We start from the raw sequence: 25,395 nt of genomic DNA on the forward strand, positions 1-25,395 counted from the left end.
AAAGCGCGCATTCTACCCTCGCACCGGATCACAGGGTCAGCTCGCGATAACGGTCGCAGTCGGTGGTGTGATCCATGACCATGCCGGCGGCCTGCATGAAGGCGTAGCAGATGGTCGGGCCAACGAAGGTGAAGCCGGCTTTCTTCAGTGCCTTGCTCATGGCCTCGGCCTCGGGGGTGACGGCTGGAACCTGGCCGCGTCCGCTGAAGTGGTTGACCTTCGGTTTGCCGCCGACGAACGACCAGAGCAGCTTCACCGGGTCTTCCTGGCGCAGCCAGGCCTGGGCGTTTTGCCGCGCGGCCTTGAGCTTTAGGAGGTTGCGGATGATGCCCGGGTCCTGCATCAGCTTCTCGATCTCCTCGTCACTCATCACCGCCAGGCGCCTGGGGTCGAAACCGAACAGGACCTCGCGATAGCGCTCGCGTTTCTTCAGCACGGTGATCCAGGACAGACCGGCCTGGAAGCCTTCCAGCAAGAGCAGTTCGAAGAGCGCCGCGGGGTCCTTGAGCGGAACGCCCCATTCGGTGTCGTGGTAGGCGATGTAGAGGGGGTCGTCATTGCACCAGAAGCAGCGTGGCATAAGGCTTTCCATGCGGTTGCGGCGGGGTCGGATCGGGTATACTCCGGCATTTTCCGTCGAAGACCCAGCACAGGTGAAATTCGTGAGCCAGACTACGCCCGCCGTGCGCACCTTCCAAGACCTGATCCTCGCCCTGCAGCAGTACTGGGCCGAGCAGGGCTGCGTGGTGCTCCAGCCCTACGACATGGAAGTGGGCGCCGGTACTTTCCACACCGCCACCTTCCTCCGCGCCATTGGTCCGGAGACCTGGAACGCCGCCTATGTGCAGCCGTCCCGCCGTCCGACCGACGGCCGCTACGGCGAGAACCCGAACCGCCTGCAGCACTACTACCAATTCCAGGTGGTCCTCAAGCCCAATCCTGAGAACTTCCAGGAGCTGTACCTCGGCTCGCTGAAGGCCATCGGCATCGACCCGCTCGTGCATGACATCCGCTTCGTCGAAGACAACTGGGAATCGCCGACGCTCGGCGCCTGGGGCCTGGGCTGGGAAATCTGGCTGAACGGCATGGAAGTCACCCAGTTCACTTACTTCCAGCAAGTCGGTGGCATCGAGTGCTACCCGGTCACCGGTGAGATCACCTACGGCCTGGAGCGCCTGGCGATGTACATCCAGGGCGTCGATTCGGTGTACGACCTGGTCTGGGCCGACGGCCCGTTCGGCAGGGTCACCTACGGCGATGTGTTCCACCAGAACGAGGTGGAGCAATCGACCTACAACTTCGAGCACGCCAACGTCGAGAAGCTGTTCGAACTCTTCGACTTCTATGAGAGCGAGGCCAACCGCCTGATCGAGCTGCAGCTGCCGCTGCCGACCTACGAGATGGTCCTCAAGGCTTCCCACACCTTCAACCTGCTGGACGCCCGCCGCGCCATCTCGGTGACCGAGCGCCAGCGCTACATTCTGCGCGTGCGCACCCTGGCCCGCGCCGTGGCGCAAAGCTACCTGCAAGCGCGCGCGCGTCTCGGCTTCCCCATGGCCACTCCCGAACTGCGTGACGAAGTACTGGCCAAGCTGGAGGCTCAAGAATGAGTGCACAAGATTTCCTGGTAGAACTGGGCACCGAAGAGCTGCCTCCCAAGGCCCTGAAATCCCTGGGTGACGCCTTCCTCGCCGGCATCGAGCAAGGCCTGAAGACCGCTGGCCTGGGCTATGCCAAGGCTCAGGTATTTGCAGCCCCGCGTCGCCTGGCCGTGCTGGTGGAACAACTGGCCACCCAGCAACCTGATCGCAGCGTCAATCTCGACGGCCCGCCGATCCAGGCTGCCTTCGACGCCGAAGGCAAACCGACCCAGGCCGCGCTGGGCTTTGCCCGCAAATGCGGTGTCGACCTGGAGCAGATCGACAAGAGCGGGCCGAAGCTGAAGTTCAGCCAATCCATTCCCGGTCAGCCTGCAGCGGGCTTGCTGCCCGGCATCGTCGAAACCTCCCTCGCCGCCCTGCCGATTCCGAAACGCATGCGCTGGGCCGCTCGCCGGGAAGAGTTCGTCCGCCCGACCCAGTGGCTGGTCATGCTGTTCGGCGAAGAAGTGGTGGACTGCGTGATCCTCACCCAGAAAGCCGGACGTGAGTCCCGCGGCCATCGTTTCCACAATCCGGACAACATCCGTATCAGCAAGCCTTCCACCTACCTGGAAGACCTGCGCAGTGCCCACGTGCTGGCCGACTTCGCCGAACGTCGTGAGATCATTGCCAGCCGCGTGGCCGAGCTGGCGGCCGAGCAGAAGGGCACTGCCGTGGTTCCCGCCGATCTGCTGGATGAAGTGACCGCGCTGGTCGAGTGGCCGGTGCCGCTGGTGTGTTCCTTCGAAGAACGCTTCCTCGCCGTGCCCCAAGAGGCCCTGATCTCCACCATGCAGGACAACCAGAAGTACTTCTGCCTGCTGGATTCCAACGGCAAGCTGCTGCCGCGCTTCATCACCGTGGCCAACGTAGTCAGCAAGGACCCGGCCCAGATCATCTCCGGTAACGAGAAGGTCGTTCGTCCGCGCCTCACCGACGCCGAGTTCTTCTTCAAGCAGGACAAGAAGCAGAAGCTGGAAGGCTTCAACGAGCGCCTGAAGAACGTGGTGTTCCAGGCCCAGCTCGGTACCGTATTCGAGAAGGCCGAGCGCGTATCCCGCCTGGCTGGTTTCGTGGCCGAGCAGATCGACGCCGATCCGATCCGCGCGGCGCGCGCCGGTATCCTCTCCAAGTGCGACCTTGCCACTGAAATGGTCGGTGAGTTCCCGGAAATGCAGGGTATCGCCGGCTACTACTACGCGATCAACGATGGTGAGCCGGAAGACGTTGCCCAGGCGCTGAACGAGCAGTACATGCCGCGTGGCGCTGGCGCCGAACTGCCGCAGACCCTCACCGGCGCGGCCGTGGCCGTGGCCGACAAGCTGGATACCCTTGTGGGCATCTTCGGCATCGGCATGCTCCCCACCGGCAGCAAGGATCCCTTCGCCCTGCGTCGTCAGGCCCTGGGGGTGCTGCGCATCCTGATCGAGAAGCAACTGAACCTCGATCTCGCTGCAGCCGTTGCCTTCGCCGTCGAGCTTTACGGCTCGAAGGTGAAGGCCGAAGGCCTTGCCGAGCAAGTGCTGGAGTTCATCTTCGACCGTCTGCGTGCCCGCTACGAGGACGAGGGTGTGGACGTCGCCGTCTACCTGTCGGTGCGCGCCCTGCAGCCGTCCTCGGCGCTGGACTTCGACCAGCGCGTGCAGGCCGTACAGGCCTTCCGCAAGCTGCCGGAAGCTGCTGCCCTTGCCGCTGCCAACAAACGCGTGTCCAACCTGCTGAGCAAGGCTGAAGGTAGCGTTCCGGGCAGCGTCGACAGCGCCCTGCTGCAGGAAGCTGCCGAGCAGGCCCTGGCCAAGGCCGTGGCCGACGCCGAACAGGCGCTGGCGAACGCCGGTAGCTATCGCGAGACCCTGGAGCGCCTGGCTAGCCTGCGCGAGCCGGTGGACAGCTTCTTCGAAGCGGTACTGGTCAACGCCGAAGACGCCGCCGTGCGCAGCAACCGCTACGCACTGCTGGCCAAGCTGCGCGGCCTGTTCCTGGGCGTGGCTGACATTTCGGTACTGGGCTAAGCGATAACGCGAGCCTGACCCGAAGCGGTGCGCTTCCCGTCAGGCTCAGCGTTTCAGGCGTTGTTCATGAAACTACTGATTCTCGACCGCGACGGAGTCATCAACCAAGACTCCGACGAGTACATCAAATCGCTCGAGGAATGGATCCCCATTCCAAGCGCGATAACCGCCATCGCTCGACTCAGCAAGGCCGGCTGGACGGTTGCCGTGGCCACCAACCAATCCGGCATCGCCCGGGGCTACTACGACCTCGCCACGCTGGACTCCATGCATGCCCGTCTGCGCGAGCTGGTAGCGGAGCAGGGCGGCGAGCTCGGTGTGATCCAGTATTGCCCGCACGGTCCTGACGAAGGCTGCAATTGCCGCAAACCGCAGCCCGGTATGCTCAAGCGCATCGCCGAGCACTATGGCGTGGACCTTGCTGGCACCTGGTTCGTCGGCGACAGCAGTGGTGACCTGGAAGCCGCGCTGGCCGTCGATTGTCAGCCCGTTCTGGTAAAGACCGGAAAAGGCGAACGGACCCTGGCCAAGCAACTGCCAGCGGGAACCCTGGTATTCGACGATCTGGCGGCAGTCGCCACACATCTACTTCAGTAAGGTCAACAGCTCCCATGACGACAGTGCAGGCCATCAGAACTTTCTTCTTCTACCTGCTGCTGTCGCTGAGCGCCTTCATCTGGGGCACGTTGAGCCTCTTTTTCGCGCCCTTCATGCCGTTTCGGGCACGCTACCGCTTCATTGTCTGGCGTTGGTGCCGATTCGCCGTCTGGCTGGCGAAGGTGATGGTAGGCATCCGCTATGAAGTGAAGGGCCAGGAAAACGTGCCGGCGCAGCCCTGCGTGATCCTCGCCAAGCACCAGAGCACCTGGGAGACCTTCTTCCTTTCTGGCGCTTTCGAGCCCCTCAGCCAGGTCGTCAAACGTGAGCTCCTGCGAGTGCCCTTCTTTGGCTGGGCCATGGCGCTGATGAAACCTATCGCCATCGACCGCAGCAACCCCAAGGCAGCGCTCAAGCAGCTCGCTGCGCAAGGCGACGAGCGTCTCAAGCAGGGTGCCTGGGTACTGATTTTCCCGGAGGGTACTCGCGTTCCGGTCGGGCAAATGGGCAAGTTTTCCCGAGGTGGTACGGCATTAGCGGTCAACGCCGGCCTGCCGGTTCTTCCTGTGGCGCACAACGCCGGGCACTACTGGCCTAAGGCAGGATGGGCCAAGCATCCGGGGACCATCCAGGTCGTCATGGGTCCGGTCATGTATGCAGAAGGTGAGGGACCCAGGGCCATCGCCGAACTGAACGAGCGAGCATTTGCCTGGGTGGAAGCTGCTCAGCGCGAGATCGAAGGTCCGCAGACTATAGCGACGGTCGAGTAATCGGCCTGATCTGTGGATAAGCTGTGAACAAAAATTTGGCGAATTCCCGATTTCATAGCGCAAGGCCCTGATTTACAAGGCCTTGCGTTTTACAATAAAGCTTAGCGAGAAAGTGCATAACGCTTTTTCGTTACTCTCCCACATCATCCCTTCAGGTACCGGGAATCCAGGGCATTGAAGCACTGGATGATCCGTTCGCGCGCAACACACGGGAAGTTCTTTTCGGTCAGGACCACCAGAACCCCTGGCTTCACCCTGCCTGAGCGCAGCTGTCGCATCATGTAGGCGCTGATCTCTTCATCGGTGATGCTCGGTGCTTCGCCTTTACCCTCATCCATCCTACCGCTCCTGTATGTGGCCTCCAGGGGCCTCTGCAAGCGCTTCCAGACTACGCCCTCCCTTCACATGTGCGAACACCTTCCTACAAGGGAGAACGAGCGAGAACGCTTGATACAGGCGGAGGACGAGCTACGGAGAGGAAGAGAAATTGCGGAAGCCGGAAAGCACTGAGGGGAGCCGAAGCTCCCCTCAAATGTTTATTTCATTATTGTTGTTGTTCTTATCAGATATTCGTTGTTGTTCTTCGCTCCTGGCTACTAACGCAGCCAGAAATGGCTGGTCCCAACATGGACCGAGGGCAAACGGATTTTTTTGGACGCTGATCATGTCATCGTCATTGCTGAACCAACCAGAGCGCCGCTACCTCAAGGTAGTTTTATTGTTCTTTTGCTCTAGTCACCGGGTATGGAACGACACACCCTGTCCAAAAAAATCGGTTTGCTTCTTCTCTGTGCTGTTGTTTTTGTTCTGTCAGAGTCGAAAACTTTCTTTTTGAAGCTTTTTATTGTTGTTGTCTCATATAGAAAGCATGCCTCGTGCCAACTTTTTAAAACACCATATAAATCAATGCTTTATAGAAAATAGTCATTGTTTATCAGCCATTCTTTGCGCAAAACTGTTCCCATACGACCCGTCCGGGTACTCGGTAGACGGGACATAGGTAACACTCCTGGCGCAAGTTCCAGCGCATAGTGTTACCCGCTGTTTCTGCACCGTAACCCATTGCTGGGAAAAGAAAAAAGCTCTGCGATGGTCAATGCGAAGCTGCCGCCAGCAAGGTACGGAGCCACTTCATCGGTGCCTCTTTATCCCTCACGTCGACTACAAATTCCTGGCCCCTGTACGCACTGCTTAGTCGGTAGATGTCGCCAGCACTTTCCCATCGATCCGGTCTCCGGTGATAACTGAGCCCAGGACTTTCCTCGCTCGGCGCGAAGAAAGCCGGCAGTTGCCATTGGGTCTGCATCCTCGAACCTGGAGCGGTCAGAACCAGGCGGTCATCCAGGACAGGAAATGTTCCTGCTCCCGAAACTGTCGCACCATCCAGACTAAGAAGATCGGCTGCCAGATAGAGCGTGTTGCCTGGGTCGCGCCCATAAGCAAAGTGCGGGTGATAACGTGCCCAGGGCAATGCTTCTCGCGGCAACTCATCGACCTTGAGGATCTCGCCGACCCGCAACCATCCCCAGATTATCTGGCGTGGTGTCTGACCAGGATCGAAGCGCCACACACCTTTCACCTTGTAGACGGCACGAAAGGAACCGAAGAAAAGGAAAAGGTCACCAGCTGCCACTCCTTCGTTTCGCAAATGCCCCTGTGCACTACCGCTTTGGCCCAGCATGGGCTTCCAGCCATCCACACGCGGCAAGGCGTCCAAGCGTAGGTCAGGATCGAGGTGGGCACCCTTGTGGTCCCAGGAATGCCCGACTCCCAGTTGGCCGATCAGGTCTCCGAGGTTGATACCTTCGTAAGCAATATCGCCATATCGAACAGGCGAAAGTTCATCCGGGATGGGAAGCGAACAGAGCCTCCCATCCGGCAGGATCGGGCTTGGAAAGCCGCCCGCGGAAGAGTCGAAGCCCTTTCGACTCAAGATGATGCGCATCGTCTCATTCCCCAAACGGGTGCCTGGAAGTATCGCGTGCAAATAGAGGATTTCAACGGCTGCGATGACCGGATCGAGGCTCCAAAACAAAAGCCCCGGCATCAGGCCGGGGCTTTTGAGGTGGGCTTCGTTCCGCTCGTCAGACGTCGAGGTTGGACACCGCCAGGGCGTTGCTCTCGATGAAGTCACGACGCGGTTCCACTGCATCGCCCATCAGGGTATTGAAGATCTGATCCGCGGCAATCGCGTCTTCGATGGTGACCTTGAGCATACGACGGACGTTCGGGTCCATAGTGGTTTCCCACAGTTGCTCCGGGTTCATCTCACCCAGTCCCTTATAGCGCTGGATGGTGTGACGCTTTGTGCTTTCGGTCATCAGCCAGGCAAGGGCGTCCTTGAAGGTAGAAACTGGTTTCTTGCGCTCGCCGCGCTGGACGAATGCACCTTCTTCCAGCAAGTTGTTGAGCTGGTTGCCCAGATCGGTCACCTGGCGATAGTCGTTGCTCGCAAAGAAATCACGGTTGAAGGTGATGTAGTGGGAGAGGCCATGGGCGGTCTGTTCCACTTCCGGCAGCCACAGATGACGTTCACGATCTTCGCGCAGGCTAGCGGTGTAGGTCAGACCGGACTTTTCAGCGACCTTCAGGCGCGCCTGGAATGCATCCAACCACGACTGCATCGCCGCTTGATCAGAGAGCTGCTCAACGCTGACGCGTGGCAGATAGATCATGTGCTCGGTCAGCTCCTGCGGGTACAGGCGCGACAGACGCTTCAGGGTGCGCATTATATTGCGGTACTCGTTCACCAGACGTTCGAGTGCTTCACCGGAAAGTCCCGGTGCATTCTCATTGACGTGCAGGCTGGCGTCTTCCAGGGCGGATTGGGTCATGTATTCGTCCATGGCCTCGTCGTCCTTGATGTACTGCTCCTGCTTGCCCTTCTTGACCTTGTAGAGCGGCGGCTGCGCAATGTAGATGTAGCCACGCTCGACCAGCTCCGGCATTTGCCGGAAGAAGAATGTCAGCAGCAGAGTACGGATGTGCGAACCGTCGACGTCGGCGTCGGTCATGATGATGATGTTGTGGTAGCGCAGCTTGTCGATGTTGTATTCCTCGCGGCCGATCCCGCACCCCAATGCGGTGATCAGGGTGCCGACTTCCTGCGAGGACAGCATCTTGTCGAAACGTGCCTTTTCCACGTTGAGGATCTTGCCCTTGAGCGGTAGGATCGCCTGGGTCTTGCGGTTACGGCCCTGCTTGGCCGAGCCACCCGCGGAGTCACCCTCCACGATGTAGAGTTCGGAAAGGGCAGGGTCCTTTTCCTGACAGTCGGCCAGTTTTCCTGGCAGACCCGCGATGTCCAGAGCACCTTTGCGGCGGGTCATCTCACGAGCCTTGCGTGCGGCTTCACGGGCACGCGCGGCGTCGATCATCTTTCCGACCACGGCCTTGGCTTCGTTCGGGTTCTCCAGCAGGAAGTCAGCAAAGTGCTTGCCCATTTCCTGTTCCACCGCAGTCTTCACCTCGGAGGAGACCAGTTTGTCCTTGGTCTGGGAGCTGAACTTGGGATCCGGCACTTTCACCGAGATGATGGCGGTCAGGCCCTCACGAGCGTCGTCGCCGGTGGTGGCGATCTTGAACTTCTTCGCCAGTCCTTCCTGCTCGATGTAGTTGTTCAGGTGACGGGTGAGGGCAGAGCGGAAGCCTGCCAGGTGAGTACCGCCGTCACGCTGGGGAATGTTGTTGGTGAAGCAGAGGATGTTCTCGTTGAAGCTGTCGTTCCACTGCAGGGCGACTTCGACGCCGACGCCGTCTTCCTCGCGCTGGATATTGAAGTGGAATACTTCATTGACAATGGTCTTGTTGGTGTTCAGGTACTCGACGAAGGCCTTCAGACCGCCTTCATATTTGAACATTTCTTCCTTGCCGCTGCGCTCGTCACGCAGCACGATGCCAACGCCGGAGTTCAGGAAGGACAGCTCGCGGATACGCTTGGCCAGGATGTCCCAGCTGAAGTGAATGTTGGTGAAAGTCTCGGCAGAGGCCTTGAAGTGCACCTCGGTACCCGTGCCCTCGGTTTCACCGACGGGGCGCAGCGGGAACTGCGGTACACCGTGATGGTAGATCTGTTCCCAAACCTGGCCAGCGCGGCGAATGGTCAAGCGCAGCTCTTCGGAGAGGGCGTTCACAACAGATACACCCACGCCGTGCAGACCGCCGGAAACCTTGTAGGTGTTGTCGTCGAACTTACCGCCAGCGTGCAGCACGGTCATGATGACCTCTGCAGCAGAAACCCCTTCTTCCTTATGGATATCCACAGGAATACCACGCCCGTTGTCGCGAACGGTAATGGACTCATCGGTGTGGATGGTAATGCTGATTTCCGAGCAGAAGCCGGCAAGGGCTTCGTCGATCGAGTTGTCGACGACTTCGAACACCATGTGGTGCAGACCTGTCCCATCATCGGTGTCGCCGATGTACATACCGGGGCGTTTGCGTACGGCATCCAGCCCCTTCAGCACTTTGATGCTGGAAGAGTCGTACGTGTTGTTCTCGCTCATGCTTCACTCCCGATGATCGTAGGGCTGATACAGCCATGTTCCACGTGGAACATGGCGACCGGCGTATCCGTGCGCCAGCCGTCCCTCAGAAATTCATGGTCAACGCAGGTGATGAACACCTGGCAATCCAAATCTTCCAACAATCGGCAAAGTGATTGCCGATGCTGCTCGTCCAACTCTGACGGTAAGTCGTCAACTAGGTAGATGCACTGTCCGCGCTTTGCCTGATTGACCAGATGGCCCTGCGCTATTCGCAGTGCGCAAACAACCAGCTTCTGCTGACCGCGCGACAGAATGTCTGACGCGCTGTGTGCACCTGAACGCAATCGCAAGTCGGCGCGTTGCGGTCCTGCCTGGGTATGCCCCATCTGCTGATCGCGAAAGAGGGAAGTGCTCAGCACTTCGGACAGTTCCCGATCTTTGTCCCAGCCGCGGTAGTAACTGAGCGTCAGACTGTCGAGTTCCACAAGCTCAGCAAGAATCCGTTCAAAAACGGGCTTCAATGCCTGGATGTAGGCCCTTCGATACTGGTCGATTTCATCACTGGCCAGGCACAATTCACGGTCCCAAGCCGCTTGCGAAGCGGCGTCCAGTGTACCATGCCGGAGCCACGAGTTCCGCTGCCGCAGGGCCTTCTGAAGTCGTTGCCACGCAGACATGAATCGAGGTTCCACGTGGAACACTCCCCAGTCGAGGAACTGTCGACGGATCTTGGGAGCGCCCTCCAACAGCCGAAAACTATCTGGATTGATCAGCTGCAACGGTAGTGCTTCAGCAAGCTGGGCGGCGCTCCTGGCGTTCTGCCCATCGATACGAATCTGAAACTCACCCTGCCGATCACGCGAAATGCCAAGACTGGCCAGCCCACCCTCGCCAAGACTGACCTGACCGAACACGGTGCATGCTGGCTGCTCATACTGGATGACGGGCTGCAGCCGAGTACTACGAAACGAGCGCGCGAGCCCAAGGAGGTGGATGGCTTCCAGCAGACTGGTTTTTCCGCTGCCGTTGGCGCCGTAAAGAATATTGATGCGGGGGGAGGGGGAGAGGGTCACCGGGTGCAGATTACGCACACCGGTGACCGAGATACGGCTAAGGGACATTGAGTCGTTACAGACGCATCGGCATTACGACGTAGGAGGATTCATCGTTGTCGGCTTCCTGTACCAGGGCGCTACTATTGGCATCCGAGAGAATCAGGCGAACCTGCTCGGTAGACATGACACCCAGAACATCCAGGAGGTAACTGACGTTGAAACCAATTTCCAGATTGCTGCCGCCGTACTCCACGGCAACCTCTTCCTCGGCTTCTTCCTGCTCCGGGTTGTTGGCCTGAATCTTCAGCAGCCCAGCAGCCAGGGTCAGACGAATACCACGATACTTCTCGTTGGAAAGGATCGCAGTACGGCTGAAGGCTTCGCGCAGCGCCTGGCGATCGCCAACGACCAGCTTGTCACCACCGCGCGGCAGTACGCGTTCGTAATCCGGGAACTTGCCGTCGACCAACTTGGAGGTGAAGGTGAACTCACCGGTAGTGGCGCGAATATGATGCTGACCAAGGACGATGCGAACCTCGCCATCCTGTTCGGTTAGCAGACGCGCCAGCTCCAGGATGCCCTTGCGCGGCACAATCACCTGATGGCGTTCGACACCCTCGATCCCCGCGTTCATCGCGCACATGGCCAGACGGTGACCGTCGGTAGCGACAGCACGCAGAACACCGGCATTCACTTCCAACAACATGCCGTTCAGGTAGTAGCGTACATCCTGCTGCGCCATGGCAAAGCTGGTGCGCTCGATCAGACGACGCAGCTTGCTCTGCACAAGGCTGAAGTTCAGCGAGCCAGGACCTTCTTCCACGGTAGGGAAATCGTTCGCCGGCAGTGTGGACAGCGTGAAGCGACTGCGACCCGCCTTGATCAACAGCTTCTGCTCATCGACGCGAATATCGATCAGCGCATCGCTCGGCAGGCTTTTGCAGATATCCATCAGCTTGCGTGCCGGTACGGTGATTTCACCTGGCTCAGCCGGTTCCTCCAGGGCAACGCGCCCAACGAGCTCGACCTCGAGGTCTGTGCCGGTCAACGACAGCTGCTGGCCTTCGACTACCAGCAGTACGTTGGAGAGGACCGGCAAGGTCTGGCGGCGCTCGACGACGCCGGCGACCAGTTGCAGGGGTTTCAACAGGGCTTCGCGTTGAATTGTGAAATGCATGGTCTAGTCCCTTGCCTCTTGGGCTGCGGTCAGGTGGTCAATGTACGCAGCAGATTCTTGTAATCCTCGCGGATATCCGCGTCGGATTCCCTTAATTGCGCAATCTTACGACAGGCATGAAGCACCGTGGTGTGGTCTCTTCCGCCGAATGCGTCGCCGATTTCCGGTAGGCTGTGATTAGTCAATTCCTTGGAGAGTGCCATGGCAACCTGACGCGGCCGAGCCACCGAGCGCGAACGGCGCTTGGAGAGCATGTCGGACATCTTGATCTTGTAGTACTCGACTACGGTGCGCTGGATGTTGTCGATGCTGACCAGCTTGTCCTGAAGGGCCAGCAGGTCCTTGAGCGACTCGCGGATCAGTTCGATGGTGATGTCACGTCCCATGAAGTGGGCATGCGCGATCACACGCTTCAACGCCCCCTCCAGCTCACGCACATTGGAACGGATGCGCTGCGCGATGAAGAATGCGGCGTCATGCGGCAGATCGACCTTGGCCTGCTCGGCCTTCTTCATCAGGATCGCCACCCGCGTTTCCAGCTCTGGCGGCTCGACGGCGACAGTCAATCCCCAACCAAAGCGCGACTTGAGACGCTCTTCCAGCCCCTCGATTTCCTTGGGATATCGATCGCTGGTGAGAATCACCTGTTGTCCGCCCTCCAGCAATGCGTTGAAGGTGTGGAAAAACTCCTCCTGCGAACGCTCTTTGCGGGCAAAGAACTGGATGTCGTCGATCAGTAGCGCGTCCACCGAACGGTAGAAGCGTTTGAATTCGTTGATCGCATTCAGCTGCAGCGCCTTCACCATATCCGCCACGAAGCGCTCGGAATGCAGGTAAACCACCTTGGCATTCGGATTCTTCTTCAGCAGGTGGTTACCCACAGCGTGCATCAAGTGCGTCTTACCGAGGCCGACACCGCCATAGAGGAACAGGGGGTTGTAGCCGTGCTTCGGGTTGTCCGCGACCTGCCAGGCAGCGGCACGAGCCAACTGGTTCGACTTACCCTCGACGAAGTTTTCGAAGGTGAAGGTACGGTTCAGGTAGCTGGTGTGCTTGAGCGCACCTTCAACCTGTACGGAACGTTCGGTGCGAATCGCTGGCGCGGGCACAACCGAAGCCAACGGATCGAGATTGTCGCGGGATTCTTCCACAGTCTCGATACGCATCTGCGGTGGCGCCACAGGAGCGGGGGGCGGCGGAGCCATGACCGGCGGCGGAGGCGGAGGGGCCTTCCGGGGAGCCGGGCTGCGTTTGCTGCCTATTAATAAGGAAAGGGCAGGCGCCAGACCGTTGCCTCGTTCGCCGAGCAACTCGAGAAGCCGGCCCATGTACTTTTCATTGACCCAATCGAGCACGAACCGGTTCGGCGCGTAGACGCGCAGTTCGTCTCCATCGGCTTCAACCTGTAACGGGCGGATCCAGGTGTTGAATTGCTGGGCAGGCAGCTCATCGCGCAGGAGTTCCACGCACTGCTGCCAAAGTTCCACTGACACGGATATCCCCCAAGTCGGAAAAGTGCCGGACGCAAAAAACAGCCGTCATTGTAGCGACCGCCCGAGGAGTTATCCACATGAAAGAGGGCGAATGGTTGAATAAAATCAAGATGTTATTCACCAGCCGAAATTGCCATCCGCTTGGCATGAATCTTGTGGATAACCATGGTTTAACCCGGCTTCTGAGTCTGGGGAAAACTCGTTGCACAACCACCCTGTGGGTAAAAGGTCATAAGATCCCCAGCTTCTACACGACAACCACACAGCCAGGACACGTCTTTTCGACAAGGTTGTTAGCCTGCTCATCAACAGGCAGAATGGGCCGTCCGCAAGGTTTTCCACAGGAAAGCCGCTCTACAGTTTCTAAAAACACAACCAAGCTTTCTTAATTCTTCCTTCCTTCTATATTCTTTTGCTCGACGGTACTGGTTGGAAATTGACCTGCACGCAGCGTTTCACTAGAATTGCCGGTCTCTTTAAACGGGGGCCACTTCCGGCCCGTAGTGACCACCAGGTAAAGCATCATGAAACGCACTTTCCAACCCAGCACCATCAAGCGCGCTCGCACCCACGGTTTCCGTGCCCGCATGGCCACCAAGAACGGCCGCCAAGTCCTGTCGCGTCGTCGCGCCAAGGGCCGCAAGCGCCTGACCGTCTGATTATCCGGAACGGGTGGTGAGTCAGGGCTTCGGTCGGGAAAAGCGTCTGCTGGTTCCCCGACAATTCAAGGCAGTCTTCGACTCACCCACCGGGAAGGTTCCCGGCAAGCACGTCCTGCTCCTCGCGCGTGATAACGGTCTTGATCATCCCCGTTTGGGTCTGGTGATCGGTAAGAAGAGCGTAAAGCTCTCCGTTGAGCGCAATCGCCTGAAACGCCAGATACGCGAATCCTTCCGTCACAACCTCGAGTTGTTGGTCGGCTGGGACATCGTGATCGTGGCGCGTAAAGGCATTGGCGAACTGGAGAATCCTGAGCTGAGACATCAGTTCGGCAAACTCTGGAAGCGCCTGGCGCGCAGCCGGACTCGCCCTGAACCATCGACCGGATCAGGGGTGTCCGACAGTCCCCATGCGTAAACTGGCCCTCGCTCCGATCCAGTTCTACCGCTACGCCATCAGCCCGCTGATGGCCAATCACTGTCGTTTCTATCCCAGTTGTTCCTGCTACGCGCAGGAGGCCATCGAACAGCATGGCGTCCTGCGTGGCGGCTGGCTGACCCTGCGTCGGCTGGGCCGCTGTCATCCGTGGAATCCGGGCGGCTATGACCCGGTGCCACCCGCCAACACATCCCAATCCTCTTCGATGGCCGAGTAATCATGGATATTCAACGCTCGATCCTGATCGTCGCCCTGGCAATCGTGTCCTACTTGATGGTTCTGCAGTGGAACCAGGACTACGGCCAAGCTGCCCTACCGACCACAGGCACCAGCGCGATCACCGCGCAAGCGACCCTCCCGGACGACACCGCAAGCGCCAAGACCAGCGACGATGTGCCGACCGCCACTACCGCGGAACGCAATGAGCCGGCAGTCGCCCAGGTTGCCCCCAGCAGCGACCTGATCCGCGTTGAAACCGATGTCCTCAACCTAGCCATCGATCCGAACGGCGGTGACATCGTCCAGCTGACCCTGCCTAAGTACCCACGCCGCCAGGATCGTCCGGACGTTCCCTTCCAGTTGTTCGACAACGGTGGCGAACGCCTGTACCAGGCACAGAGCGGCCTCGTCGGCGCCAACGGCCCGGACGCGCGTGCCAACGGTCGTCCGCTGTACAGCGCGACTCAACGCAGCTACACGCTGGCAGACGGCCAGGAGCAACTGGTAGTCGACCTCACCTTCAGCGAAGCCGGCGTCAGCTACACCAAGCGCTTCACCCTCACCCGCGGCAAGTACGAGCTACAGGTGTCGTACAAGATCGACAACCAGAGCGCCCAGCCCTGGACCGGCAGCATGTACGCCCAGCTGAAACGTGACGCCAGCGCTGATCCGTCGTCCACCACCGCAACCGGCGTGTCCACCTACCTGGGCGCCGCCGTCTGGACCCCGGACGAGCCGTACAAGAAGATCTCCATGAAGGACATGGACAAGCAGGCCTTCAAGGAAAGTGTCCAAGGTGGTTGGGTAGCCTGGCTGCAGCACTACTTCGTGACCGCCTGGGTCGCCGACAAGGACCAGAACAGCACCGTCCAGACCCGCAAGGATTCAAAGGGCAACTACATCGTTGGCTTCGTAGGCTCCGCGTTGAACGTGCCGGCCGGTGCTTCCGCCGAAACTTCCGCAACCCTGTACGCCGGTCCTAAGACCCAGAGCCACCTGAAACAACTTTCCCCGGGCCTGGAACTAACAGTCGACTACGGCTTCCTGTGGTTCATCGCCCAGCCGATCTTCTGGCTGCTGCAACATATCCACAGCCTGCTCGGCAACTGGGGCTGGTCGATCATCGTCCTGACCATCATGATCAAGGGCGCGTTCTTCCCGCTCTCGGCCGCGAGCTACAGATCCATGGCGCGTATGCGTGCTGTATCGCCGAAGCTGCAGGCACTGAAAGAGCAGCACGGTGACGATCGCCAGAAGATGTCCCAGGCGATGATGGAGCTGTACAAGAAGGAGAAGATCAACCCGCTGGGCGGCTGCCTGCCAATCCTGGTACAGATGCCGGTTTTCCTGGCCCTCTACTGGGTACTGCTGGAAAGCGTGGAAATGCGCCAAGCCCCGTGGATGTTCTGGATCACCGACCTGTCGATCAAGGACCCGTTCTTCATCCTGCCGATAATCATGGGCGCGACCATGTTCATCCAGCAGCAGCTGAACCCGACTCCGCCGGATCCCATGCAGGCCAAGGTACTGAAGCTGATGCCGATCATCTTCACCTTCTTCTTCCTGTGGTTCCCGGCAGGCCTGGTGGTTTACTGGGTGGTCAACAACATCCTGTCGATCGCACAGCAGTGGTACATTACCCGGCAGATCGAGGCGGCCAGCAAGAAGGCAGCAGCCTGACAGCGACGCCAGTCAGCTTGAACAAGACGCCCCCTCTGGGGGCGTCTTGCTATCCGCAATCCGCAGACCCTCGGGTATCCACAGATGAATCCTGTCCGTGACACCATTGCTGCCGTCGCAACCGCCCAGGGGCGGGGCGGCGTAGGTATCGTCCGCGTTTCCGGGCCACACGCCGCACGTATAGCCGAGGCTATCAGCGGCCGCGCACCCAAGCCCCGCTTCGCCCATTACGGCCCATTCCTCGACGCCTCTGGTCAAACACTCGACCAGGGAATTGCTCTCTACTTCCCGGGTCCCAACTCCTTTACCGGTGAAGACGTCTTCGAGCTGCAAGGCCACGGTGGTCCAGTTGTGATGGACCTGTTGCTGCGCCGCTGCATGGAGCTCGGTGCGCGTCAGGCTCGCCCTGGCGAGTTCAGCGAGCGCGCCTTCCTGAATGACAAGCTAGACCTGGCCCAGGCTGAAGCGATAGCTGATCTGATCGAAGCCAGTTCAGAACAAGCCGCGCGCAATGCGCTGCGCTCGCTGCAAGGCGAATTTTCCAGGCGCGTGCATACGCTCACCGAGAAACTGATCGAACTGCGTATCTACGTAGAGGCTGCGATCGACTTCCCCGAGGAAGAGATCGACTTCCTCGCCGATGGCCATGTGCTTGGGCTACTGGATGGCGTGCGGGATAACTTATCCACAGTCATTCGCGAAGCTGGACAGGGGGCGTTGCTGCGCGACGGCATGAACGTGGTGATCGCAGGGCGCCCCAACGCCGGAAAATCGAGCCTGCTGAATGCCCTCGCGGGACGTGAAGCGGCCATTGTCACTGACATCGCCGGTACTACTCGCGACGTGTTGCGCGAACATATCCACATCGATGGAATGCCGCTGCACGTGGTGGATACCGCCGGCCTGCGGGACACGGACGACCATGTGGAAAAGATCGGCGTAGAGCGCGCGCTCAAGGCCATTGGAGAAGCGGATCGCGTGCTATTGGTGGTCGACGCCACAGCCCCCGAGGCTGCTGATCCCTTTGCCCTGTGGCCTGAATTCCTGGATCAGAAGCCTGACCCGGCCAGGGTCACCTTGATTCGCAACAAGGCCGACATTAGCGGCGAATCCATCGGCCTGGAAATCAGCGAGGATCGTCATGTCACCATCAGCCTTTCCGCGCGATCCGGCGATGGCCTGGAACTACTGCGCGAACACCTGAAGGCCTGCATGGGTTATCAACAAACCGCAGAGAGCAGCTTCAGCGCGCGCCGTCGTCATCTGGAAGCCCTCCGCCTTGCAGGCTCCTTCCTAGAACACGGTCGCTCTCAGCTCACCCTGGCAGGCGCCGGGGAACTGCTGGCAGAAGACCTGCGCCTGGCTCAGCAAGCCCTGGGCGAAATCACTGGCGCCTTCAGCTCAGATGACCTCCTCGGCCGTATCTTCTCCAGCTTCTGCATCGGCAAGTAAGCCGAACACCTTCCTTTTTATCCACAGACGACGCGACTGCCCGCTTTTTGGGCGGTCCGTCGCTGCCTGTCTGCTGAAAAATAGTGGTCCTGAACCCTGTTGATAAGTTACCGATAACCCAGTCCATAACCCTGGTGAAAACCAGAGGGATAAATCCCCTGTGCATAACCATGCATTAGGTGCACAGCTTTCTGACGGCATACACAACGGCTACTGGCAGGAATGTAACAGGATTATCATTCCCTGGAATACCCGACCTTGATGGCCTAGAGACACTTATCCACAGAAATGTGCTTCCCTAAGGTATAAACATAAGAACAAGCTTTTTAAAAAATTCTCCTCTTTTGTTTTCTTTTACCCACAAGGACATTTCCACAGATGGATAACTTTCCTGAAAAAGCGTCACGAGGGCAGACTGGCTATTTTTTGGCCAGAAGGCTTCAAGCGAATGGGCAAATTCCCCTATACTGTGCGGCTTTCTCTATTTCCCAGCCTTGAACAGGCACGAGGTGCGCGGTGGATTTCCCTTCCCGTTTTGACGTGATCGTGATCGGTGGCGGCCATGCCGGCACTGAGGCCGCCCTGGCAGCCGCACGCATGGGCGTGAAGACCCTTCTGCTTACCCACAATGTCGAAACCCTCGGCCAGATGAGCTGCAACCCGGCCATCGGCGGTATCGGCAAGAGCCACCTGGTCAAGGAAATTGACGCCCTTGGCGGCGCCATGGCGACCGCCACCGATCTGGGCGGCATCCAGTTTCGAGTCCTGAACAGCCGCAAAGGGCCGGCCGTACGTGCTACCCGTGCCCAGGCAGACCGCGTGCTCTACAAGGCCGCCATTCGCGAGATACTCGAGAACCAGTCGAACCTGTGGATATTCCAGCAGGCTTGCGATGACCTGATCGTCGAGAACGACCAGGTGAAGGGCGTAGTGACGCAAATGGGGCTGCGCTTCCTGGCAGAGTCCGTCGTCCTGACCACCGGAACCTTCCTCGGCGGACTTATTCACATCGGCCTGCAAAACTATTCCGGTGGCCGTGCCGGCGATCCGCCGTCCATAGCGCTGGCGCAGCGCCTTCGTGAGCTGCCGCTGCGCGTCGGTCGTCTGAAGACCGGCACCCCGCCGCGGATCGACGGACGCTCTGTGGATTTCTCGGTAATGACCGAGCAGCCCGGCGATACGCCCATTCCTGTGATGTCTTTCGTTGGCTCGAAGGAACAGCATCCACGCCAGGTAAGTTGCTGGATCACCCACACCAACGCGCGTACCCACGAGATCATCGCCAACAACCTCGACCGCTCGCCGATGTACTCCGGCGTGATCGAAGGCATCGGTCCGCGCTACTGCCCGTCCATCGAAGACAAGATCCATCGCTTCGCCGACAAGGACAGCCACCAGGTATTCCTCGAGCCGGAAGGCCTGACGACCCATGAGCTGTATCCCAATGGCATATCCACTTCACTGCCGTTCGACGTGCAGCTGGAGATCGTGCGCTCCATCCGTGGCATGGAGAACGCCCACATCGTCCGTCCCGGCTATGCCATCGAGTACGACTACTTCGACCCGCGCGACCTGAAGTACAGCCTGGAAACCAAGGTCATCTCCGGCCTGTTCTTCGCGGGCCAGATCAACGGCACCACCGGCTACGAAGAAGCCGGCGCCCAGGGCTTGCTCGCTGGCGCCAACGCTGCCCTGCGCGCCCAGGGCAAAGAAGCCTGGTGCCCTCGTCGTGACGAGGCGTATATCGGCGTGCTTGTTGACGACCTGATTACCCTGGGCACCCAGGAGCCCTACCGCATGTTCACTTCGCGCGCCGAGTACCGGCTGATCCTGCGGGAAGACAACGCGGACCTGCGCCTGACTGAGAAAGGGCGGGAACTCGGATTGGTCGATGACAAGCGCTGGGCGGCCTTCGAAGCCAAGCGCGAGGGCATTGCCGTCGAGGAACAGCGCCTGAAGAGCACCTGGGTTCGCCCTGGAACGCCGGAAGGCGAAGCGATTTCCCAGCGCTTCGGCACGCCGCTGGCCCATGAGTACAACCTGCTCAACCTGCTGAGTCGCCCGGAAATCGATTACGCCGGCCTGGTGGAAGTCACAGGCGGTGGTGCCGAAGACCCGCAAGTCGCCGAGCAGGTCGAGATCAAGACCAAGTACGCCGGCTACATCGACCGCCAGCAGGATGAGATCGCCCGCTTGCGTGCAAGCGAAGACATTCGCCTGCCCGAGGACCTGGACTACGCGAGCATTTCTGGCCTGTCCAAGGAGATCCAGCACAAGCTTGGCAACTCCCGTCCGGAAACCCTGGGCCAGGCAGGCCGTATTCCCGGTGTCACCCCGGCGGCAATTTCCCTGTTGCTGATTCACTTGAAGAAACGCGGCGCTGGCCGTCAGCTGGAGCAGAGCGCCTGATGTCCCTGGTTACCCAACGCCATGCTGACGAGCTGTCCCATGGCGCAAAGCAGCTTGCTGTCGAGCTGTCCCCGGAGAAACAGAAAGGGCTCCTTGCCTATCTGGCCTTGCTGATCAAGTGGAACAAGGCCTACAACCTGACTGCCGTGCGTGATCCCGATGAAATGGTCTCGCGTCATCTGCTCGATAGCCTCAGCGTGGTGCCACATGTGGCAACGCTTGGGGATAACTGGCTGGATGTCGGTAGCGGCGGAGGCATGCCCGGCATCCCGCTGGCCATCCTGTTCCCTGAGCGGCAATTCACTCTGCTCGATTCCAACGGCAAGAAGACACGCTTCCTCACCCAGGTGAAGCTGGAGCTGAAACTCACCAATCTCGAAGTTGTCCACAGCCGGGTCGAGGCCTTCACACCGGAGCAGCCATTCGATGGGATCGTTTCGCGTGCATTCAGCTCGCTGGAGGATTTCAGCAACTGGACTCGGCATCTGGGCGACGGCGAAACACGCTGGCTGGCCATGAAGGGACTGCACCCGGATGACGAGCTCCAGGCACTGCCGTCCGACTTCCACGTCGAGACCGCGCATCAGCTGGACGTTCCCGGTTGCCAAGGTCAGCGCCATCTGCTGATACTGCGCCGCACGCTATGAGGGGGAAGGTGGCCATGGCCAAGGTATTCGCAATCGCCAATCAGAAAGGCGGGGTCGGCAAGACCACCACCTGTGTCAACCTCGCAGCCTCGCTGGTTGCCACGAAGCGGCGCGTGCTGCTGATCGACCTCGACCCCCAGGGTAATGCGACCATGGGCAGCGGCATCGACAAGCTCGCCCTGGAGCATTCCGTCTACGACGTGCTGACCGGGGAGTGCGACCTGGCTACCGCCATGCAGTACTCCGAGCACGGCGGCTATCAGCTGCTGCCGGCTAACCGCGACCTAACCGCGGCAGAAGTGGCCCTGCTGGACATGCCGAGCAAGGAGCATCGGCTGCGCGAAGCATTGGCTCCGATTCGCGAGAACTACGACTACATCCTCATCGACTGCCCGCCTTCGCTGTCGATGCTGACGATCAACGCTTTGGTTGCCTCCGACGGCGTGATCATTCCCATGCAGTGCGAGTACTACGCACTCGAAGGCTTGTCGGACCTGGTGAACAGCATCCAGCGCATCGCCCACTTGCTGAATCCGAATCTGAAGATCGAGGGTCTGTTGCGTACCATGTACGACCCGCGCATCAGCCTGACCAACGACGTATCGGCGCAACTCAAGGCGCATTTCGGCGACAAGCTCTACGATGCCGTCATCCCACGTAACGTCCGCCTGGCTGAGGCTCCCAGTTTCGGCATGCCGGCCTTGGTCTACGACAAGCAATCCCGTGGCGCCATCGCCTATCTCGCACTGGCTGGTGAACTGGTCCGCCGCCAGCGCGCCAATGCTAAAACCGCTACCGCATAAGGAATCCGCATGGCCGCGAAAAAACGAGGTCTGGGCCGTGGCTTGGACGCCCTGCTAGGCGGCAGTACCGTCACCAAACTCGAAGAAGAAGCTGTCCAGGTCGATACCCGCGAGCTGCAACACCTGCCTCTGGACCTGATCCAGCGCGGCAAGTACCAGCCCCGCCGCGACATGGACCCTACGGCCCTGGAAGAACTGGCCCAATCGATCAGGGCCCAGGGCGTCATGCAACCTATCGTGGTGCGCCCGATCGGTTCCGGTCGTTACGAGATCATCGCCGGCGAACGTCGCTGGCGCGCTAGCCAGCAGGCTGGTCTGGACAAGATTCCGGCCATGGTCCGCGAAGTTCCGGACGAAGCGGCCATCGCCATGGCACTGATCGAGAACATCCAGCGCGAGGACCTCAATCCCATCGAGGAAGCCATCGCCTTACAGCGCCTGCAGCAGGAGTTCCAGCTTACCCAGCAGCAGGTCGCTGAAGCCGTCGGCAAATCCCGCGTGACCATCACCAACCTGCTGCGCCTGATTGGCCTGCCGGAAGAGATCAAAACCCTGCTTTCCCATGGCGATCTGGAAATGGGGCATGCCCGTGCACTGCTAGGTCTTCCCCTGGAGCGTCAGGTGGAAGGGGCGCGACATGTTGTCGCACGCGGGCTCACCGTGCGCCAAACCGAGGCACTGGTACGGCAGTGGATGAACAGCAAGGAAAAAGCTGTCGAAGTGGTCAAGGCCGACCCCGATATCAGCAGGCTTGAACAGCGCCTGGCTGAGCGGTTGGGCGCTCCGGTGCAGATCAAGCACGGTCAGAAAGGCAAAGGACAACTCGTCATTCGCTACAACTCCCTCGATGAACTACAGGGTGTTCTGGCCCACATCCGCTGAAACATTTGGCGCTGTAGCGGCGGTCGGATTTCACTACCCGCCAGTTGAACGGGGGGGGTTCCCCCCCTATACTCTGCGCGCAATTTTGTCGGCACAAAGTATGCCAAGTCGTTGATTCCAGCGGCCGACTCCAGAGGACCTGCTGCGATGGATATCCGCACGCCAAACCGCCTGCCTTTCCATCGTGTACCGGTCTTTCCGGTGCTGCTGGTGCAACTGGTCGTCCTGCTGCTCGCTGCTGTCGTTCTCTGGCAGTGGCGCGGCACGGTAGCTGGATACTCTGGCTTGTGCGGCGGCTTGGTCGCCTGGGTGCCGAACCTGTATTTCGCCCGCAAGGCGTTCCGTTACAGCGGAGCCCGTGCTGCCCAGGCGATAGTCCGCTCTTTCTATGCGGGCGAAATGGGCAAGCTGATTCTGACGGCAGTGCTGTTTGCACTGACGTTTGCAGGTGTGAAACCTCTGGATGCGCCGGCAGTTTTCGGCGTCTTCCTGCTGACCCAGTCGGTCAGCTGGTTCGCGCCCCTGCTGATGAGAACAAGACTTTCGAAACCTTAGGGCGTTTGAGGCAAACATGGCAGAGCAAACCGCTTCGGGCTATATCCAGCACCACCTGCAGAACCTGACCTTCGGTCGTCTGCCCAATGGCGATTGGGGCTTTGCCCACACCGCCGAGCAAGCCAAGGAAATGGGCTTCTGGGCTTTCCACGTGGACACCCTGGGCTGGTCCATCGGCCTCGGCCTCCTGTTCGTAATCCTCTTCCGCATGGCGGCCAAGAAAGCCACTTCCGGCATTCCCGGCGGCCTGCAGAACCTCGTCGAAGTGATGGTCGACTTCGTCGACACCAACGTCAAAGACACCTTCCACGGTCGCAACCCGCTGATCGCCCCGCTGGCGCTGACCATCTTCGTCTGGATCTTCCTGATGAACGCCATCGACCTGATCCCGGTGGACTGGATCCCGATGCTGGCCGTACTCATCTCCGGTGATTCGCACATTCCGTTCCGTGCCGTTCCGACCACCGACCCGAATGCCACGCTGGGCATGGCCTTCTCGGTGTTCGGCTTGATCATCTTCTACAGCATCAAGGTTAAAGGCATCGGCGGCTTCCTCGGCGAACTGACCCTGCACCCCTTCAGCAGCAAGAACATCTTCGTTCAGATCCTGCTGATTCCGGTCAACTTCCTGCTCGAGTTCGTCACCCTGATCGCCAAGCCGATCTCCCTGGCTCTGCGTCTGTTCGGCAACATGTACGCCGGCGAGTTGGTGTTCATCCTTATTGCCGTGATGTTCGGCGCAGGCATCCTGCTGCTGAGCGGACTGGGTGTCGCACTGCAGTGGGCGTGGGCTGTGTTCCACATCCTGATCATCACCCTGCAGGCCTTCATCTTCATGATGCTGACCATCGTCTATCTGTCGATGGCGCATGAGGACAACCATTAATAACGCGCAGCGCATCAACTGACCTTCTTCCGAAAAGGAAGAAGGTGCCCGAAAGGCGAGAGGATGCGCTGTTTGTTTGAGATGGTTCCGGCTTCGGGCCGGAAAGCCCGCAAGGGCAGTGGGAACAAAACGATTTCGCTTTACCGCTTCACTTAAACCTTAACCAACACGACATAAAGTCGGGAGGAAAAATGGAAACTGTAGTAGGTCTGACCGCGATCGCCGTAGCTCTGCTGATTGGTCTGGGTGCCCTGGGTACCGCCATTGGCTTCGGTCTGCTGGGTGGCAAGTTCCTGGAAGGCGCTGCTCGCCAGCCGGAAATGGTTCCGATGCTGCAAGTTAAGATGTTCATCGTGGCCGGTCTGCTCGACGCCGTAACCATGATCGGCGTTGGTATCGCCCTGTTCTTCACCTTCGCTAACCCGTTCATTGCTCAGGTAGCCCAGTAATCCTCGATTTTCGAGGATTCGACTGACAACGAACGAGCGAGGTGTTGGCGTGAACATTAATGCAACCCTGATCGGCCAGTCCGTTGCGTTCTTCATCTTCGTACTGTTCTGCATGAAGTTCGTGTGGCCCCCGGTCATCACTGCTCTGCGTGAACGTCAGAAGAAGATCGCTGATGGTCTGGACGCTGCCAACCGTGCGGCTCGTGACCTGGAGCTGGCCCATGAAAAAGTGGGTCAGCAACTGCGCGAAGCCAAGGCTCAGGCAGCTGAAATCATCGAGCAAGCCAAAAAGCGCGCTACCCAGATCGTCGACGAATCTCGCGATCAGGCACGTGCTGAAGGCGAGCGCCTGAAGGCGCAAGCTCAGGCTGAGATCGAACAGGAACTGAACAGCGTCAAAGACGCCCTGCGTGCCCAACTGGGCAGCCTGGCCGTCAATGGTGCCGAGAAGATCCTGGGTGCCACTATCGATCAAAACGCGCACGCGGAGCTGGTTAACAAACTAGCAGCCGAAATCTAAGCGAGGGCGATCATGGCAGAACTGACCACGCTGGCCCGACCTTACGCCAAGGCTGCTTTCGAGTACGCCCAGGCCCATCAGCAGCTGGCCGCCTGGTCGGCCATGCTAGGCCTGGCCGCTGCGGTGTCGCAGGACGACACCATGCAGCGCGTGCTCAAAGCCCCGCGTCTGACGAGCGCAGAGAAAGCCAATGCCTTCATTGAGGTAGTTGGCGACAAGTTCGATGCCCAGGCACAGAACTTCATCCATGTCGTTTCCGAGAATGGCCGCCTCGTGCTGCTGTCGGAAATCGCCGAACAGTTCGAGCTGTACAAGGCCGAGCAGGAAAAGTCGGTAGATGTGGAAGTAACCAGTGCCTTCGCATTGAGCGATGAACAGCAAGACAAACTCGCCAAGGTTCTCAGCGCACGGCTCAGCCGGGAAGTGCGTCTGCACGCCGTGGAAGACTCCAGCCTCATTGGTGGTGTAGTCATCCGCGCCGGCGACCTGGTTATCGATGGCTCGGTTCGCGGCAAAATCGCGAAACTGGCCGAAGCGTTGAAATCTTGAGTTTGAAGGGGCAGC

The 25,395-nt window shown here is 59.5% G+C and carries 26 protein-coding genes; 19 read left to right on the forward strand and 7 right to left on the reverse strand.

Translation table 11 applies throughout. From position 1 onward, the window contains the following. Window positions 1-28: 28 nt before the first annotated feature. Window positions 29-580 carry a DNA-3-methyladenine glycosylase I gene (locus E8E75_RS23255; protein ID WP_153919301.1) on the reverse strand — a complete coding sequence of 184 codons (552 nt, stop codon included), beginning with the start codon at window positions 578-580 and terminating at the stop codon, window positions 29-31. Window positions 581-662: 82 nt separating this feature from the next. On the opposite strand from E8E75_RS23255, the gene glyQ reads away from it, so the two are divergent. The 4 genes from glyQ to E8E75_RS23275 are packed head-to-tail and all read left to right on the forward strand — an operon-like array spanning window position 663 to window position 5,019. Further along, window positions 663-1,610 carry a glycine--tRNA ligase subunit alpha gene (glyQ, locus tag E8E75_RS23260; protein WP_120653825.1) on the forward strand — a complete coding sequence of 316 codons (948 nt, stop codon included), beginning with the start codon at window positions 663-665 and terminating at the stop codon, window positions 1,608-1,610. Next, window positions 1,607-3,652, forward strand: coding sequence for a glycine--tRNA ligase subunit beta (gene glyS / locus E8E75_RS23265; RefSeq protein WP_120653826.1), 2,046 nt, complete (start codon window positions 1,607-1,609; stop codon window positions 3,650-3,652). Before glyQ ends, glyS begins: the two co-directional genes overlap by 4 nt. Window positions 3,653-3,712: 60 nt before the next feature. Then, window positions 3,713-4,249, forward strand: coding sequence for a D-glycero-beta-D-manno-heptose 1,7-bisphosphate 7-phosphatase (gene gmhB / locus E8E75_RS23270; RefSeq protein WP_174235589.1), 537 nt, complete (start codon window positions 3,713-3,715; stop codon window positions 4,247-4,249). Between the two features lie 14 nt (window positions 4,250-4,263). Next, complete coding sequence (locus tag E8E75_RS23275) at window positions 4,264-5,019, forward strand: lysophospholipid acyltransferase family protein (RefSeq protein WP_120653828.1); 756 nt, start codon at window positions 4,264-4,266, stop codon at window positions 5,017-5,019. 143 nt (window positions 5,020-5,162) lie between these two features. Here the strand turns inward: E8E75_RS23275 and E8E75_RS23280 are convergent, their stop codons facing one another. The 6 genes from E8E75_RS23280 to dnaA form a co-directional block, all read right to left on the reverse strand. Continuing rightward, window positions 5,163-5,357, reverse strand: a complete 195-nt coding sequence (locus E8E75_RS23280) for a hypothetical protein (RefSeq protein ID WP_153919298.1) — start codon at window positions 5,355-5,357, stop codon at window positions 5,163-5,165. A 755-nt stretch (window positions 5,358-6,112) separates the two neighbouring features. Beyond that, the gene (locus E8E75_RS23285; protein WP_153919295.1) at window positions 6,113-6,964 is read right to left on the reverse strand and encodes a hypothetical protein; all 852 of its coding nucleotides are present in this window, start codon (window positions 6,962-6,964) and stop codon (window positions 6,113-6,115) included. Between the two features lie 139 nt (window positions 6,965-7,103). Beyond that, on the reverse strand, window positions 7,104-9,524 hold the full coding sequence (gene gyrB, locus E8E75_RS23290) for a DNA topoisomerase (ATP-hydrolyzing) subunit B (RefSeq protein WP_120653830.1): 2,421 nt from the start codon (window positions 9,522-9,524) through the stop codon (window positions 7,104-7,106). Further along, window positions 9,521-10,627, reverse strand: coding sequence for a DNA replication/repair protein RecF (gene recF, locus E8E75_RS23295; RefSeq protein ID WP_120653831.1), 1,107 nt, complete (start codon window positions 10,625-10,627; stop codon window positions 9,521-9,523). The genes gyrB and recF overlap by 4 nt, the downstream gene beginning before the upstream one ends. A 7-nt stretch (window positions 10,628-10,634) precedes the next feature. Then, window positions 10,635-11,738 (reverse strand): DNA polymerase III subunit beta, encoded by a 1,104-nt coding sequence (gene dnaN / locus E8E75_RS23300; protein WP_120653832.1) that lies wholly within the window; start codon window positions 11,736-11,738, stop codon window positions 10,635-10,637. Window positions 11,739-11,767: 29 nt separating this feature from the next. Further along, window positions 11,768-13,231 carry a chromosomal replication initiator protein DnaA gene (dnaA, locus tag E8E75_RS23305; protein WP_120653833.1) on the reverse strand — a complete coding sequence of 488 codons (1,464 nt, stop codon included), beginning with the start codon at window positions 13,229-13,231 and terminating at the stop codon, window positions 11,768-11,770. Window positions 13,232-13,308: 77 nt separating this feature from the next. Between dnaA and E8E75_RS23310 the strand changes: the two genes are divergently transcribed. The 15 genes from E8E75_RS23310 (at window position 13,309) to E8E75_RS23380 (ending at window position 25,380) form a co-directional block, all read left to right on the forward strand. Continuing rightward, entirely contained in the window at window positions 13,309-13,620 is a 312-nt protein-coding gene (locus E8E75_RS23310; RefSeq protein ID WP_153919240.1) for a hypothetical protein, read from the forward strand. Window positions 13,621-13,755: 135 nt separating this feature from the next. Continuing rightward, window positions 13,756-13,890: a 50S ribosomal protein L34 gene (gene rpmH, locus E8E75_RS23315; protein ID WP_003290924.1), complete on the forward strand. Its 135-nt coding sequence runs from the start codon at window positions 13,756-13,758 to the stop codon at window positions 13,888-13,890. A gap of 13 nt (window positions 13,891-13,903) precedes the next feature. Beyond that, complete coding sequence (gene rnpA / locus E8E75_RS23320) at window positions 13,904-14,308, forward strand: ribonuclease P protein component (protein WP_120653834.1); 405 nt, start codon at window positions 13,904-13,906, stop codon at window positions 14,306-14,308. Continuing rightward, window positions 14,301-14,546 carry a membrane protein insertion efficiency factor YidD gene (yidD, locus tag E8E75_RS23325; protein WP_120653835.1) on the forward strand — a complete coding sequence of 82 codons (246 nt, stop codon included), beginning with the start codon at window positions 14,301-14,303 and terminating at the stop codon, window positions 14,544-14,546. The genes rnpA and yidD overlap by 8 nt, the downstream gene beginning before the upstream one ends. A gap of 2 nt (window positions 14,547-14,548) precedes the next feature. Then, window positions 14,549-16,228 carry a membrane protein insertase YidC gene (yidC, locus tag E8E75_RS23330; protein ID WP_153919237.1) on the forward strand — a complete coding sequence of 560 codons (1,680 nt, stop codon included), beginning with the start codon at window positions 14,549-14,551 and terminating at the stop codon, window positions 16,226-16,228. A gap of 84 nt (window positions 16,229-16,312) precedes the next feature. Further along, window positions 16,313-17,680, forward strand: a complete 1,368-nt coding sequence (gene mnmE / locus E8E75_RS23335) for a tRNA uridine-5-carboxymethylaminomethyl(34) synthesis GTPase MnmE (protein ID WP_153919235.1) — start codon at window positions 16,313-16,315, stop codon at window positions 17,678-17,680. 516 nt (window positions 17,681-18,196) lie between these two features. Beyond that, window positions 18,197-20,089, forward strand: coding sequence for a tRNA uridine-5-carboxymethylaminomethyl(34) synthesis enzyme MnmG (gene mnmG / locus E8E75_RS23340; protein WP_280359830.1), 1,893 nt, complete (start codon window positions 18,197-18,199; stop codon window positions 20,087-20,089). Continuing rightward, window positions 20,089-20,736 (forward strand): 16S rRNA (guanine(527)-N(7))-methyltransferase RsmG, encoded by a 648-nt coding sequence (gene rsmG, locus E8E75_RS23345; protein ID WP_120653839.1) that lies wholly within the window; start codon window positions 20,089-20,091, stop codon window positions 20,734-20,736. Before mnmG ends, rsmG begins: the two co-directional genes overlap by 1 nt. 14 nt (window positions 20,737-20,750) lie before the next feature. Further along, window positions 20,751-21,539 (forward strand): ParA family protein, encoded by a 789-nt coding sequence (locus tag E8E75_RS23350; protein WP_120653840.1) that lies wholly within the window; start codon window positions 20,751-20,753, stop codon window positions 21,537-21,539. A 9-nt stretch (window positions 21,540-21,548) separates the two neighbouring features. Beyond that, window positions 21,549-22,421 carry a ParB/RepB/Spo0J family partition protein gene (locus tag E8E75_RS23355; protein WP_120653841.1) on the forward strand — a complete coding sequence of 291 codons (873 nt, stop codon included), beginning with the start codon at window positions 21,549-21,551 and terminating at the stop codon, window positions 22,419-22,421. 147 nt (window positions 22,422-22,568) lie between these two features. Beyond that, window positions 22,569-22,976: a F0F1 ATP synthase subunit I gene (locus tag E8E75_RS23360; RefSeq protein ID WP_120653842.1), complete on the forward strand. Its 408-nt coding sequence runs from the start codon at window positions 22,569-22,571 to the stop codon at window positions 22,974-22,976. Between the two features lie 16 nt (window positions 22,977-22,992). After that, window positions 22,993-23,862: a F0F1 ATP synthase subunit A gene (atpB, locus tag E8E75_RS23365; protein WP_120653843.1), complete on the forward strand. Its 870-nt coding sequence runs from the start codon at window positions 22,993-22,995 to the stop codon at window positions 23,860-23,862. Between the two features lie 191 nt (window positions 23,863-24,053). Further along, window positions 24,054-24,311 (forward strand): F0F1 ATP synthase subunit C, encoded by a 258-nt coding sequence (gene atpE, locus E8E75_RS23370; RefSeq protein ID WP_003457994.1) that lies wholly within the window; start codon window positions 24,054-24,056, stop codon window positions 24,309-24,311. Window positions 24,312-24,360: 49 nt separating this feature from the next. Continuing rightward, window positions 24,361-24,831 carry a F0F1 ATP synthase subunit B gene (locus E8E75_RS23375; protein WP_077527493.1) on the forward strand — a complete coding sequence of 157 codons (471 nt, stop codon included), beginning with the start codon at window positions 24,361-24,363 and terminating at the stop codon, window positions 24,829-24,831. 12 nt (window positions 24,832-24,843) lie between these two features. Then, window positions 24,844-25,380 carry a F0F1 ATP synthase subunit delta gene (locus E8E75_RS23380; protein ID WP_120653844.1) on the forward strand — a complete coding sequence of 179 codons (537 nt, stop codon included), beginning with the start codon at window positions 24,844-24,846 and terminating at the stop codon, window positions 25,378-25,380. Window positions 25,381-25,395 lie beyond the last annotated feature (15 nt).

This window comes from Pseudomonas sp. BN606, from assembly GCF_029873115.1.
GTDB lineage: Bacteria > Pseudomonadota > Gammaproteobacteria > Pseudomonadales > Pseudomonadaceae > Metapseudomonas.